The sequence below is a fragment of the Rothia amarae genome, from assembly GCF_014705945.2.
Taxonomy (GTDB): domain Bacteria; phylum Actinomycetota; class Actinomycetes; order Actinomycetales; family Micrococcaceae; genus Rothia; species Rothia amarae.
In genome coordinates, this window is the sequence record NZ_CP061538.1 from 1,888,380 (window position 1) to 1,901,043 (window position 12,664).

Genomic DNA, 12,664 nt, shown 5'->3' on the forward strand with positions numbered 1-12,664 from the left:
AATCACGGCTCAAGTTTACCTAATATTGTGAACCTTATAAGGCGAAGTACCCATTTATAAGGTAGGTTTGTTATGCTCCCAGCCTGCTGGGGGTACTGTCTTATCGCCAATTGCTAGCGCACCGTGTACTGAGGAAAATATGTCTGAAATTTCTCCCCGCTCTCTCAGATCTTCCTTTTTCGCTCGATTAATGAGCTCTCCTGCCGTGATAGCGAGCGGTGCGTTTGTGGCAATTATTAGCCTGTTCCCTTTCGTATTCACCGACACCACGCACCTGCGCCCAGTTTTTGATTTGGCAGTCTACCGCGGGGCAATTGTCCACTGGTTAGAAACCGGTGACATTTACAGTTGGACTCTTCCGCCTGAGCATTATTACGGTTTCACCTACCCGCCGTTTGCGATTTTTCTCTTTCTGCCGATGGCGTTGTTCGATAGCTCCCGCACGCTCAATGTGGTGTTCTTAGGGGTCAATTCGCTGGCGCTGGTAGCAACGCTCGTGATGGTTTTTCGCTCGTTCCGCTTTCCACGCAATCTCTCGCTGGGGCTTTCTCTCTGGCTTTTCCCCCTCACGCTGTTGACCTTCCCCGTTCAGGGAAATATGTGGATGGGGCAAATCAACCTCATCATTTTGTTCTTGATTTTGGTTGATGCGCTCTTACTCACCGGCACTCGCTTTTCGGGTATTCTCAGCGCAATTGCCGCGTCTATCAAAATGACACCGGCGCTTTTTATTCTCTTCTTTATAGCCCGCAAGGACTGGCGCGCCGTCGCCCGTTTTATTCTCACTGGCGTGGTGGGCATCGTCATCAGCTTCATCTTCGCCCCGCAGGTGAGCTGGGAATTTTTTACCCGCCGCATCTTCGAGAGCAACCGGGTAGGTTCCATCGTTGAACCACTCAGTTTCAACATCCTCGGTGAAACATCGCGTCTCTTCTTTGAACCGGTAAATAGCATCTTGTTCGCGGTACTGGCAATAGCGCTACTGTGGGTAGGATTCCACTCCACTCGCCTGCTAATTCAGCAGAATGAGCGTTTACTGGCCGCTTGCACCGTAGGGTTCTTAATGCTGATGGTCTCCCCCATCTCCTGGAACCACCACTGGGTGTGGGCAATACCCGCTATTCTCGGGTGCGCCCTCTACGGCTGGCACAAAGAAGACAGCGCTTATATGTTCCTCGCAGTTTCAGGCACCGTCCTCTTTTGCCAACGCTTCCAATCATGGTTCTCAGGCCACGGCTGGGACATCGGTTACTGGCCGCTGTGGACCGTAGCCCTACATATCCTGCCAGCTCTATGGACGACGGCGTTCATCACCCTGCCCTGGTTCCGCCAGCGCCGGGCGCGACGTCGTACTGCTGTACCTCAGAATCAGCTTTCCCAGAGCCCGTAAACGTTCTGAGAATTCTGTGCAATAGTCCTGCACAATTCTTCGAGGTCCATGCCCCGGTGCTCTGCCATGAACCGCACCGTGTAGTTGGTCATGTAGGAGGCATTGGGGCGTCCTCGGAACGGGTGCGGGGTCAAAAACGGGGCGTCTGTTTCCGCCAGAATAAGCTCGGGTCGTGCAAGACGTAGCGATTCCTGAATGCCTTTGGAGTTCTTGAAAGTAACTGTTCCAGAAAAACTCATGAACCAGCCCTGCTCATTGCAGATACGCGCTAGCTCGGCGTCGCCAGAGTAGCAGTGGAAGACCGTTTTCTCCGGTGCGCCTTCTTCGAGCAGAATGCGAACTACATCCTCATGCGCATCGCGGTCATGAATCTGTAACGCCTTTCCGTACTTCTTTGCCAGGCGAATATGCGCACGGAATGATTCTTGCTGTGCGCCAATACCGTCTTCGCCCGTTCGGAAATAATCCAAGCCTGTTTCGCCAATGGCGCGTACCCGCTCATCCTGCGCGAGCTCCTCGATAGTAGCCAGCGCCGAATCTAACGTGTCTGCTTCCGCAAGCTGAGGAGCCTCATTAGGGTGCAAGGCAACAGCGGCAAGTACACGGTGATCTGCATGGGCTGCTGCCACAGCATACAGAGAAGAAGGTATATCGCAGCCCACCTGAACAATGTGCCCGATGCCTAAGACCTCCCCGGTATCGAGCGCATCACGCGCTGAAATAGCGACGTCACCGTCTAACAGATCCATATGCGTATGGTTATCAACAATGGGATACGGCAGAGGCTCGGGCGCCGGGGGGAAAACCAGGTTGCGGGAGCGCCCATTATCGCCAGTTGTCGAACGACGCCGAGTGCCCTCCCCCGATTCTTCGCCTGCCACGCTGTAACGCTCTGCCTCATAGGCAGGAGGAACCTCACCAGGAATGACGCCTGCGGGAGCAGAGAAAATAGACCTCTGTAGCTGTTCATCGGAGGGAACTTGCGCGCCCCACCGCTGCGCCAGCTCCAAGAAATGGTCGGTGGACATAGCACCTTGATCGTTGCACATGTTGTTCTCCTATTCGTCTCAGCCTCAGTATTGAAGGGAAATTCAAAAAGCGTATAGATGCCCAGCAAGCACAGCAAGGGTGAACTAACCTTCTCGCATGGCTCGCTAGTCCTCGCAGACGCGACTCATGCCAGTCCCAGCCAGTTCACCTTACTGCTGTGCGCTGGGCTTTCCCCGGTGAATAAAACCCTTATTCTTCGCGTGCCGCCAGCGTTGCCTCGTAGAGTTCGCGCTTGGATACTCCGAACCTCTCGGCAATCTCACCGGCTGCTTGTTTAAGCCGCATTCCGCCGTCCACCAGCTCTTGAACCTGCTCTGTCAGGTTTTCTGCAGACTCTGCCTCTGGTGCGGGGGCTCCTGCTACGACCAGAGCGATCTCGCCGCGAACTTGTGTATTTTGTGCCCACTGCCTCAACTCTGCCAAGGTTCCACGGATTACTTCTTCATGTAATTTTGTGAGCTCCCGGCAAACTACCGCGCGGCGGTCTTCGCCAAAGTACTGTGCGAAATCCCCCAGCGTGGCCGCGGTACGATGCGGAGATTCGTAGAAAACCATGGTTCTCTCTTCGGTCTCCAGCGATTTGAGGCGGCGAGTACGGTCTGAGCCTTTTCGCGCTAGGAACCCCTCAAACGTAAATCTGCCCGAGGGCAAGCCAGATACCGCGAGAGCAGAAAGAACCGCAGACGGTCCCGGAGCAACGGTTACCGGTAATTCAGCCTCTGCTACCGCCTGCGCTGCTGCGTAACCGGGGTCAGAAACAGTAGGCATACCAGCATCAGACATGAGCAAAACCATCTGCCCAGCCTCTACCGCCTCAACAATCTGGGCGGAACGGGCGCTCTCGTTGTGGTCATGGTTAGTGATGACGCGCCCACGCGTGTGCACACCCAGCCCCGATGCAAGACGGCGAAGGGTGCGAGTATCCTCTACCGCAATAACATCTGCGGTTGCTAAATATTGCTTCAACCGGTCAGTGGCATCGCCCAAGTTCCCAATAGGAGTACCTCCCAAAATCAGTACGCCACCTTCATGGCGAGAGTGACCCACCGGCGCAGGCTCAAAATCCTCTATCGGTTCTTCTGGTGCTTCTTGTTCTTCGTGCACGGTATCTCCTAAATCCAAGCGTCAAACCACATGCGCAAACGCCACTGGTCATAAGGAATTGTTTGGGCGGTCCAAATGGGCCAAAAGTGAATAGAAACCAGCAAGACGGCGACCACAAACAAACCGACGACCAGCAGTCCCAGCTGCTTGCGGCGTCGCGAATCGCCCCGGCGTCCCAGCGCCAATCCCAACAAACCTGCCAACATCAAAATGAGATAGGGTTCAAAAGAAAGCGCATAGAAATAAAACATGGTGCGCGTGGGGTAAGCGAACCAGGGGAAATATCCCACGGCAAAGACCACGAAAAGGGTCCCAAAGCGCCAATCCCGTCGGACCAGCCAGACACCCAACGCAAAAACTGCCACGATAATAAAGGACCACCACAGCAGCGGATTACCAATGTTTAGTACCGCTTCAGAGCACTTAGATACCGTACAACCGTGAGTACCCAGCGTAGGTGATTCGTAGTAATAAGATGTGGGCCGCCCCAGAATCAACCACTCAGGAGCAGAAGACTGATAGGTATGGGGCGTGCTCAAACCATTGTGAAATTCAAACGCCGAGCGGTGGTATTCCCATAAAGAACGCAGTGTCGGCGGTAACCATTGCACACCTTCAGAAGGGTGATTCGCCGCCCACTGGCGGTTATACGCAAAATCAGAGCGGAACCAGCCGGTCCAGGTAGCAAGGTATGTCGCGCTACCGACCACGATGAGGTAGAAGAAAGCGGGGACGCCATCGAGCACGACGCCGGGTACAAACCAGTTTTTTACCCCGGTCATACGGCGGGCGTTGAGATCCCAAAAAACTGTAATGAGGCCAAAGATTGCGATGAAGAAAAGAGCGTTCCATTTGGTGCCCACCGCGAGACCAGCGCAGATACCAGCCAGCAGTCGCCACCATCGGAAGCCCAGCCAAGGACCATACTTCATGAACGCGTCTTGGGGCAAACCCCCGTGCAGAGCAGCATGTTCAGAAATTCGCGCTGCTAGACGTCGTCGAGCCTGTTGCCTATCCAAAAGTAGGCAGACAAACGTGGCGAGGATCCAGAACATCAAGAATATATCGAGCAGGGCGAATCGGGACTGCACCAGGTGTAAGCCATCTACCGCTATGAGTAGTCCCGCCAGAGAAGCCACGGTCACTGAACGGAACAGAATCCAGCCCGCCAGCATGATGAGCGCCACCGAAAGCGTGCCGGTCAAGGCAGCGGCAAAGCGCCACCCCAGGGGGTTGTTATCGCCAAAGAGCATCATCCCCAGCGCAATCATCCATTTACCAACCGGTGGATGAACGACGTACTCGCCCGTTTCCTGTATGCCGGTGGGATGCCCCGCTACGAACGATTGGTTAGCGTCCTCGGCCCAGTTGCGTTCATACCCAAAATGCAGCATCGAGAAAGCATCTTTGGCGTAGTAGGTCTCGTCGAAAACTATGGCGTTAGGGTTCGAAAGATTCCAAAAACGCAGGGCTCCCGCCAAGAGGAGAACCAAAAGTGGGACTACCAACCCCAGCCGGGGAAAGGGCACGCTGGTAACAGCTAAACGCGCGCGCAAGGCGGCATCGGTGAATGCCTCCGGCAACGTCATCACCGCGCGGTGTGCTCCCCCGCCTGCGGTGGGCAAAGCCTGGGTTTCGGTTTCAGTTCGTCTCATCATCACCTGAGCAATTCTACAAGCCTGCGGACGGAACACAGGCGGCTTACCCCTACGCTTCGCTGTGGATTCGCTGATGAGCAGTGTGCTTTAGACGCCCTCAGTCAGACGACGGCGAAGTTCCAATCGTTCTTCGGCGCGTCGTTTTGCCAGCTCACGGCGATATTTAGTCGGCCAGGTCAGGGCTAGCAGTAGAAGCGAAATCAACAAAGTAATAGCCGCTACCGCAATTGCTGCATCCACCCAGAACTGTGGAGGATACAGGCGAATCAGCGTATCTGACATGCGGAACTGCCAGTTACCCTGTGGGAACAGCACATGGTGGAAGGTTTCAAAGAGGGTTTCCCAGCCCAGGGCGCCTAGAACACCAAGTGCAATCATCAGCACGAGAGCGATGAGTGCTCCAGCAAAGAGTGATTTTCGGATAACGCCCGGAGCGCGGTTGCGTAGTGAACGTGATGCCAACAGAGCCAAAACAACCAGAAGTAGTGTGCCTAAGGTCGCCCACCATAGCACCATCTTGACGTCGCTCATATGCCCTACCTCGCTGGAGAGGAACAGGTTATGCCCGCCCGCTGTTTTGAGATTGGCTAGATAACTCTCAGGTGCTAGGTTCCGCACATAGTCCATGCCGTAGGAGCCGTAAGTCATACGCTCGTCGGGGGAAAACCCATAGCTGTCCTCAGGAAATCCTGGGCGATGGTACGTCAACCAGAGGAAGGGAGCAGACGCCACACCTCGGATAGCTAGCATGAGAGTCACAAACGGAATAGTGAGTGCGATAAGCGTTGCCCGCAGTTTCAAGGCTTTCGGGCGATCTTTGACGGCAATTTCCCGCACTTCCGCTCGTCGCTGAGCTTCTTCCTCTTTCTCCGCAATAGTAGAAAACCGCACCGACTGATCGACCGGAGCAGCGGAAGAAACGGAAGTAGCTTCTGAGCCGGTAGTCTTCTCTTCAACTTTCTCGCCAGAGAACGCTACCGGTTTGAACGGCTCCACCGAGTCAACCGGGGAATCATGCCCACCGAAAACAGAATCTGCCGTCCCTGATACCGCCGCAGAATCTACCTTGTAGGTTCTCTCCGCGCGTCGAGCATTTAGCAGCTCGTCGGCAGAAGCGGTTGACGCCGCAGGCTTCTTCGAAGAAATAGCAGGAGACAGTTTGCTCCATTCGTTGCCCTCAGATGCGGAAACTGAGCCTTTAGTCGATCGTAATGCCACCTAAATCTCCTCACCGCGCCTGCGGCAGTCGTCTTCCACTTTTTTACCAGTTGCCCTTCCAGGACGAATCCTGGTAGTGCTCGAAAGGAATGTTCCAATCCCCATAGCCGTCATCGGGGTCTGCTTGCGGGTAGTCGGTGTTGACCGTTTCTACAATGTCGCCGGGGTTGAAGAGGTCAAAGAAATATTTAGCGTCTTCCGGCATCATGCCAATGCACCCGTGGGACACATTTGCTACACCCACGTAAGGGTAGGCACTGGGTAGAGCCTGGTGCACGAATACACCTGACTCGGTCAGACGCGACACATTAGTAGCCCAGAACGGCTCGTAGTAGTGGGGATCCCCTTCTTTGAGTTTCAAAGAAGTGGGGTTAAAGAAGTATTTATCAGCCTGTTCCAATACCACAAGCTGACCAACGACCGAGGGCCATTCGGGATTACCCAGTGTCACCAAGTTTTCGTGAACAAGTTTGTCATTGACATACAGCTTGGCTGTCTTGGTTTTGTTATCCACGAACGCGTAGTGCTTATCTGAGGTCGAGAAATTACGGGTGACATTTCCATTGCCAATCATGCCGTTGCCAAGATCCAGCCCCAAGATATTCGCCTGAATCTTTATAGCTGAGTTCGCTGCCCAGTAGTTTTCCGGGCGATAGCGTGCCATATAGTCCGAGTACCAGCGCATTTTGCCGCGCTGGTCCCCGCCACCGGTTACCTTGATAGCTTTTTCAATTTCCGCCTTATTCACCACAGGCTCAGAGAAATTGAACTCGATGATTTGCCCGACGCCGTAGGTGGCGCCTTCAACAACATTGATGGATACATCGGCTTCGTTAGCTGCCGAGACAGTAGAAAAGGTTGATTCGCCCGAGCCTTCAGCACCCTGAGAATCTTTTGCTTTCCAGCTCACAGTATAGAGCGAGTCAAAGGCGAGAGGTTCCGAGTTGGTCCACTCGTTTCCTGCTTTATTGAGCGTGCCGGGCGCATCTACCGGTGCTCCCTGGGCGTCAACGGTGGTCAGTTTTACCTCGGTCAAGGTGGAATCTTCGGTAGTGACTTTGATGGGAGTCACCGGATTAATTTCTACTTCTTCAGCGGTAGGAACAACCGTTACCACACCAGAAAATTTAGGAGCCTGAGTAGGGGTGGGGCTAGAGGCTGCCGATGCCGAATCGCTCGCAGTACTCGAAGTTTGCTTCTGGTCTGCGCCACAAGCGCTCAAGCTGAGGGCGCCAACGCCGATGAGGGAGGCAGTCAAGAACGGACGGCGGCTCATCTGCTGAGAAACAAAGAGGGAATCTTCAGACTGGTTTTTCTTCTGGGATGGATTCGGCGACTGGTGCATGAATTGACCTAACCTTTTATAACTAAATAAGAGTGATTACCTGGAGGGGAAATACGAAAAGATTCCTCGCACCTCGCGGGGGGGAATCTTTGCATACAGGTGTTAGAGGGAGGAAGACTCAGAGCCGAGACCGTGATCTCGAACTACTTCCCACCCCTGAGGGGCGGTGAGACGATCGGCATGGAATTCGCACAAATCGTAGGCATGGGGTTCACGATGTTCGGAGAGTGCACCAATAATCGCCTTAGACTCGCTGTAGGCGTAGTACAGGGTGAAGACCGCTTCTCGTGAGCATGTCTGGCGTGAACAGGAACGAGCCTGAGCCATGTCAAAAAATCCTTTACTTTAGACTGCCTGCTTGCGCAGACGACGACGCTCGCGTTCTGAGAGACCACCCCAGATACCAAAACGTTCATCATTTTCCATAGCGTACTCTAAGCATGCTTCGCGCACTGGGCACTGACTGCACACGCGTTTTGCATCCCGCGTGGAGCCGCCTTTTTCAGGAAAGAAAGCTTCAGGGTCGGTCTGGGCGCAAAGGGCGTCTGCCTGCCATGCTAGCTCACCTTCTTCGCCGTCTGTACTGTATAGACCAGCAGCTTGCTCCCAGAGAGAAAGTGCTTCTGGGTCAGATGAGAACAAGTCAATGTTCTTTTGGTGTATTGCCTGTTGTTGAGGCTTTTGAGGCGAATCTGCCGCAGCGAGAAACGCGTTTGCCTGTTCTTCGAGGTATTGAGCCGAGTGCATAGTATTTTGCTGGGCTTTATAACTCAAGCTTTCGGTATTTTCACCATTTGCTTGGGGGGAGTACAAGCCCATTTTTCGTCCCTTCCGTATCCCTATTTTGGAGGTTTGAACGTTGTTATCCAACGCAGGCGCATAACACCCTCAGAAATATCGGCATCCCTTTCCGCGGAGAGAGGGCAAACTGCGAAATTTGCTCAACCTCATGCATGCCATAGAACATGCAAGTCAATCCACGAAAAAGAGACACCGAAATTACTCTGCATATAATTACACGCGTGTAACGTGCGTTTCGTCAAGCTGAGGGAAAAAATTTCCTCAAAATACGGGTAATAAACTCAAAAGTTTGAACATATTTGTGGTATTGATTCCAAATACTTGCAGAAACTTCATCCATATGCCGTTGAACAACAAAAAGTGGGGAAATTGTTGATATTTCGGCGGCTGTCCGGAAAATTCTTGCAGTATTACATGGGGTGTTTTGTGGGTAAAATAGGGGCTCATGAGCGCAAACACTTCTTCTTTCAAAAATCTTGAACAACTTTTTGTCACGGTGCGAAATTTTCAAACTCCCGCTTTGCTTTGGTACTCAGCTGCCAGCGAGCGCATCGAGCTTTCCGGCAGGGTGTTGGATAATTGGGTGAGCAAAAGTGCAAATTTTTTGGTGGATGAGTGCGATCTTGAATCAGGATCCCCCATTGATGTTCCCATGGGCGTTCATTGGCGGTCTTTAGTAATCGCCTTAGCGGCACTGCGTGTAGGCGCGACCATCTCTTTCGAGGTAGATTCTGCCGACGTTCTTTTTTCCTTTGATTCTGCGGTGGTAGAAGCTTCAGATGCCGAGTATCCCGTGATTGTTGATAGGGGTTCTCTAGCTCCTCGGTTTATGGGCGAGGTACCTGCAGGGGCTCTTGATTTTTGTGCTGAGGTGAGAGCTTTTGGCGACGTCTATTCGGGGTTCGAGACGCCCGTGCCCAGCCGCGTTGCTATGGGCGGGCTGTCTTATAGTGCGTTGCTGGAGGCAGTTTCCACTCAGATTATTGCTCTTGGTGAGGAGTTGGGTTCGGCTTCTGCCGTTCAGTTTACTGCGCCTGCGGTTTTGACTGCTGACTACCTGATTCAGGTTCTAGCGGCTGTGGCGATGGGGCGCGGTGTCGTGATCTTGGATCCGACGATTCAGTGGGAGCAAGCGAAGGTTGAGCAGATTCTTGCCCAGGAACGGGCGGTACCACTGGTCTCCTAAGGAATGAGAGATACTATCCTTCCGCAGTGAATTCGTTTCAAGGTAAAAACCCAGCAAGCGCAGCGCAAAGATGAAGTGGCTGGGTCTGGCATGAATCGCATTAGTGAGCGTTAGCGAACCCATGCGAGAAGGTTAGTTCACCGTTGCCGCGCTTGCTGGGTGGCGAATAGAGCCCTGTAAAAGAACTTTAACGCTTTTTCATGTCGGGGGTAATCACCGGGAGTTTGCCGGTCATGGCATCGGTGGCTTCGTCTAAGAAACGCGCGATGGATTCTTCACGGGTGCTCTCTTCCTTGCCCTTGTCTTTTCCAAAGACCCAGAAGCGGTACATGAAGTAGCGAACGATGGTTCCTAGGACGGTACCGATGATGGTACCTGAGATAAAGGATGCGGTAGCGGATGTAAGGCCCAGGGCGTAGTAGCTGACCAGCACGCAGGCTAATTCCACGCCGATACCGATGGCGTTGACGATGGCGAATTCCGCCGCTTCACGCCATTTGTTCTCGGTACGCTTTTCGCGGAAGGTCCAGAGGCGGTTCATCACCCAGGAGAAGATGGTGGCGATGATACCAGCGATGACTTTTGCTTTACCGTGGGAATCTGCCATGACCGAGTGCATGAGCGTCCATGTAACGGTTGCGTTGACGATGAATGCCAAACCGCCGACTGTAGCGAACTTGAGAACCTCTTTGATGAAGAGATGCCAGACATATGTGAAGCGTTCGCGAAGATTAGACACTCAAACCCCTGTGGTGATTCTGTTGAAGACAATTCCCCTATTTTAGTGGCACGCTTGGCATTTTAGCCCCTTATCGACAGGGCATGAGGGATTTTTTTCAAGATGTAAAGTCTGCTATGTCATTCTTCGAGGGAAATCTTGAGCATTTTTTCTTTCAAGGTGAAGAACACGGTAGCCTAAAGGGGTGATTTACCCTGTGACTGGACCAAAAATTGGCGTTGTTGGCGGCGGGCAGCTTGCTCGCATGATGGCTCCTGCAGCTCATGAGCTCGGCTTTGATTTAGAAATTCTTGCTGAGTCTGAGGATGTGTGCGCGGTACAGGTTGTGCCGCACGCTCCTGTGGGCGACTATAAAGATTTTGATGTTCTCTTGAACTTTGCACGCGATAAAGATGTGCTGACGTTCGATCATGAGCACGTCCCTACTGATTTCTTACAGAGACTGATTGACGAAGGGGTCAATGTTCAGCCCCGCCCAGGTGCGCTGGTGCATGCTCAGGATAAATTGGAGATGCGCAGGGCTGTTGAACGCTTGGGTCTGCCTAACCCTCGGTGGGCAGAGGTGAAAACCCTCGATGAACTGCTGTCCTTTGGCGATGAAATTGGTTGGCCGGTCGTCCTCAAAACTCCGCGTGGCGGTTATGACGGCAAGGGCGTTTTGGTGCTCGATGACGCCGATCAGGCGCGCGGTGCCGACGTCGCCCGTTGGTTCGAGCAGCTCCCCGAACGCACTGATTTCTCCTCTTTGCTGGCGGAGGAAAAAGTTCCCTTTACTCGTGAGCTGTCAGCTTTGGTGGCGCGCCGAGATTCTGATGAGGTCAAAGCCTGGCCTGTTGCCGAATCAATTCAGGTGAATTCGGTGTGCGATGAGGTTATCGCCCCTGCGCCCGGTATTTCAGCAGAAACTGCCCAGGCGGCGTCGCAGGCAGCGATTACCCTCGCTACTGAGCTAGGCGTGACCGGTGTGATGGCGGCTGAACTTTTTGAGGTTCCCGGCAGCGCGCAAGGATTCTTAGTGAATGAGCTTGCTATGCGCCCGCATAACTCTGGGCACTGGACTCAGGACGGCTCCGTTACCAGTCAGTTTGAGCAGCATCTTCGTGCAGTTCTCAATCTTCCCTTGGGTGCTACTGAGGTCAAGGGTGAAGTTGCCATCATGAAAAACTTCTTGGGCGGAAGCAATGAAGATATTTTCGGCATGTACCCTGCTGCTCTCGAAGAAGATCCCCGTGCCAAGATTCATTTTTATGGCAAGGGCGTGCGTGCCGGGCGCAAGATTGGTCACGTCAATATTGGCGGGAAATCCGATCAGGTCGAGGAACTACGTCAGGCAGCAACCCGCGTCACCAATATACTCTCCCACGGAACCGCAGAACTTTAGACCCTAAAAAATAGCTGACGGTCGCTGCTAGGTAGCGACATCATCCACAGAAAGGGGAGCCTCATGAGCTCACCATACACCGCAGATGCACCTCTCGTTGGCATCGTTATGGGCTCAGATTCCGATTGGCCCACGATGGAAGCTGCCGCAGAAGTTCTCGAAGAATTCGGCATTCCCTACGAAGCCGATGTGGTCTCCGCGCACCGTATGCCTGAAGACATGATTTCTTACGGTAAGCAAGCAGCCGAACGCGGCATCCGCGTTATTATCGCTGGCGCCGGCGGAGCGGCTCACCTGCCCGGTATGCTGGCATCTGTCACTCCTCTGCCCGTCATCGGTGTGCCAGTACGCCTAAAGAACCTTGAGGGCATGGATTCTTTGCTATCTATTGTGCAGATGCCAGCCGGTGTGCCCGTAGCGACCGTTTCTATCAACGGCGCCCGCAACGCAGGACTGCTGGCTTTGCGCATCCTAGGTTCAGGAACCGACGATTTCGCCGAGCAGGTTCGTTCAGATCTCATGAATTTCGCCTCAGATCTTCGCCAGTCCGCTATGGACAAGGGCGCATCCTTGCGTACTAAGGTCTCCGAACGCTCGGATGAGGATGAGCAAAGCGAGCGTCGTGCAGCAGTGAAGCAGAGTGATTTGCTCGCTGGTGCAGACGATATTAAACCCTACGCTCCTTAGCATTAACATTCCCACACGTGAAAATTTGCACCTCGTATGAAGCTAGGATTTTCCGGGGTGTTCACAGAATATTTTTGTAGGCTGGTCGAGAAGACATGCTGTTAT

General features: G+C 53.4%; 12 protein-coding genes. 4 read left to right on the forward strand and 8 right to left on the reverse strand.

Annotation, left to right across the window (positions count from 1 at the left end; translation table 11 throughout):
• Positions 1 to 139: 139 nt before the first annotated feature.
• A complete protein-coding gene (locus tag IDM48_RS08840) occupies positions 140 to 1,390 on the forward strand; it encodes a glycosyltransferase 87 family protein (protein ID WP_190616997.1) in 1,251 nt (416 codons plus the stop codon).
• On the opposite strand, the gene IDM48_RS08845 is transcribed toward IDM48_RS08840, so the two are convergent.
• From IDM48_RS08845 to IDM48_RS11660, 7 genes are all read right to left on the reverse strand, one after another.
• Positions 1,369 to 2,439, reverse strand: coding sequence for a TatD family hydrolase (locus IDM48_RS08845; RefSeq protein WP_238397951.1), 1,071 nt, complete (start codon positions 2,437 to 2,439; stop codon positions 1,369 to 1,371). The two genes, IDM48_RS08840 and IDM48_RS08845, sit on opposite strands and share 22 nt — an antisense overlap.
• Before the next feature lie 190 nt (positions 2,440 to 2,629).
• Positions 2,630 to 3,511, reverse strand: a complete 882-nt coding sequence (gene rsmI / locus IDM48_RS08850; protein ID WP_238398078.1) for a 16S rRNA (cytidine(1402)-2'-O)-methyltransferase — start codon at positions 3,509 to 3,511, stop codon at positions 2,630 to 2,632.
• A 41-nt stretch (positions 3,512 to 3,552) separates the two neighbouring features.
• Positions 3,553 to 5,133, reverse strand: a complete 1,581-nt coding sequence (locus tag IDM48_RS08855; protein WP_068168921.1) for a dolichyl-phosphate-mannose--protein mannosyltransferase — start codon at positions 5,131 to 5,133, stop codon at positions 3,553 to 3,555.
• A 156-nt stretch (positions 5,134 to 5,289) separates the two neighbouring features.
• Positions 5,290 to 6,420 (reverse strand): TIGR01906 family membrane protein, encoded by a 1,131-nt coding sequence (locus IDM48_RS08860; protein WP_083147134.1) that lies wholly within the window; start codon positions 6,418 to 6,420, stop codon positions 5,290 to 5,292.
• A gap of 43 nt (positions 6,421 to 6,463) precedes the next feature.
• Complete coding sequence (locus tag IDM48_RS08865) at positions 6,464 to 7,765, reverse strand: L,D-transpeptidase (RefSeq protein WP_151146837.1); 1,302 nt, start codon at positions 7,763 to 7,765, stop codon at positions 6,464 to 6,466.
• A 102-nt stretch (positions 7,766 to 7,867) separates the two neighbouring features.
• On the reverse strand, positions 7,868 to 8,092 hold the full coding sequence (locus IDM48_RS08870) for a DUF3499 family protein (protein WP_068168892.1): 225 nt from the start codon (positions 8,090 to 8,092) through the stop codon (positions 7,868 to 7,870).
• An 18-nt stretch (positions 8,093 to 8,110) separates the two neighbouring features.
• Entirely contained in the window at positions 8,111 to 8,584 is a 474-nt protein-coding gene (locus tag IDM48_RS11660; RefSeq protein WP_068168894.1) for a WhiB family transcriptional regulator, read from the reverse strand.
• 427 nt (positions 8,585 to 9,011) lie between these two features.
• Between IDM48_RS11660 and IDM48_RS08880 the strand changes: the two genes are divergently transcribed.
• Positions 9,012 to 9,752: a TIGR03089 family protein gene (locus IDM48_RS08880; RefSeq protein WP_145175528.1), complete on the forward strand. Its 741-nt coding sequence runs from the start codon at positions 9,012 to 9,014 to the stop codon at positions 9,750 to 9,752.
• A gap of 187 nt (positions 9,753 to 9,939) precedes the next feature.
• Here the strand turns inward: IDM48_RS08880 and IDM48_RS08885 are convergent, their stop codons facing one another.
• Complete coding sequence (locus IDM48_RS08885) at positions 9,940 to 10,491, reverse strand: GtrA family protein (RefSeq protein ID WP_145175531.1); 552 nt, start codon at positions 10,489 to 10,491, stop codon at positions 9,940 to 9,942.
• Positions 10,492 to 10,735: 244 nt separating this feature from the next.
• Between IDM48_RS08885 and IDM48_RS08890 the strand changes: the two genes are divergently transcribed.
• Both IDM48_RS08890 and purE read left to right on the forward strand, forming a co-directional pair.
• On the forward strand, positions 10,736 to 11,872 hold the full coding sequence (locus IDM48_RS08890) for a 5-(carboxyamino)imidazole ribonucleotide synthase (RefSeq protein WP_238398079.1): 1,137 nt from the start codon (positions 10,736 to 10,738) through the stop codon (positions 11,870 to 11,872).
• Positions 11,873 to 11,935: 63 nt separating this feature from the next.
• Complete coding sequence (gene purE, locus IDM48_RS08895; RefSeq protein WP_151146843.1) at positions 11,936 to 12,559, forward strand: 5-(carboxyamino)imidazole ribonucleotide mutase; 624 nt, start codon at positions 11,936 to 11,938, stop codon at positions 12,557 to 12,559.
• The last annotated feature ends 105 nt before the right edge of the window (positions 12,560 to 12,664 follow it).

Coding starts and splice junctions, on each gene's coding strand:
- IDM48_RS08840 (WP_190616997.1), top strand. CDS start 140: ATGTCTGAAATTTCTCCCCGCTCTCTCAGATCTTCCTTTTTCGCTCGA.
- IDM48_RS08845 (WP_238397951.1), bottom strand. CDS start 2,439: ATGTGCAACGATCAAGGTGCTATGTCCACCGACCATTTCTTGGAGCTG.
- IDM48_RS08855 (WP_068168921.1), bottom strand. CDS start 5,133: ATGACGTTGCCGGAGGCATTCACCGATGCCGCCTTGCGCGCGCGTTTA.
- IDM48_RS08865 (WP_151146837.1), bottom strand. CDS start 7,765: ATGCACCAGTCGCCGAATCCATCCCAGAAGAAAAACCAGTCTGAAGAT.
- IDM48_RS08870 (WP_068168892.1), bottom strand. CDS start 8,092: ATGGCTCAGGCTCGTTCCTGTTCACGCCAGACATGCTCACGAGAAGCG.
- IDM48_RS11660 (WP_068168894.1), bottom strand. CDS start 8,584: ATGGGCTTGTACTCCCCCCAAGCAAATGGTGAAAATACCGAAAGCTTG.
- IDM48_RS08880 (WP_145175528.1), top strand. CDS start 9,012: ATGAGCGCAAACACTTCTTCTTTCAAAAATCTTGAACAACTTTTTGTC.
- IDM48_RS08890 (WP_238398079.1), top strand. CDS start 10,736: ATGATGGCTCCTGCAGCTCATGAGCTCGGCTTTGATTTAGAAATTCTT.
- purE (WP_151146843.1), top strand. CDS start 11,936: ATGAGCTCACCATACACCGCAGATGCACCTCTCGTTGGCATCGTTATG.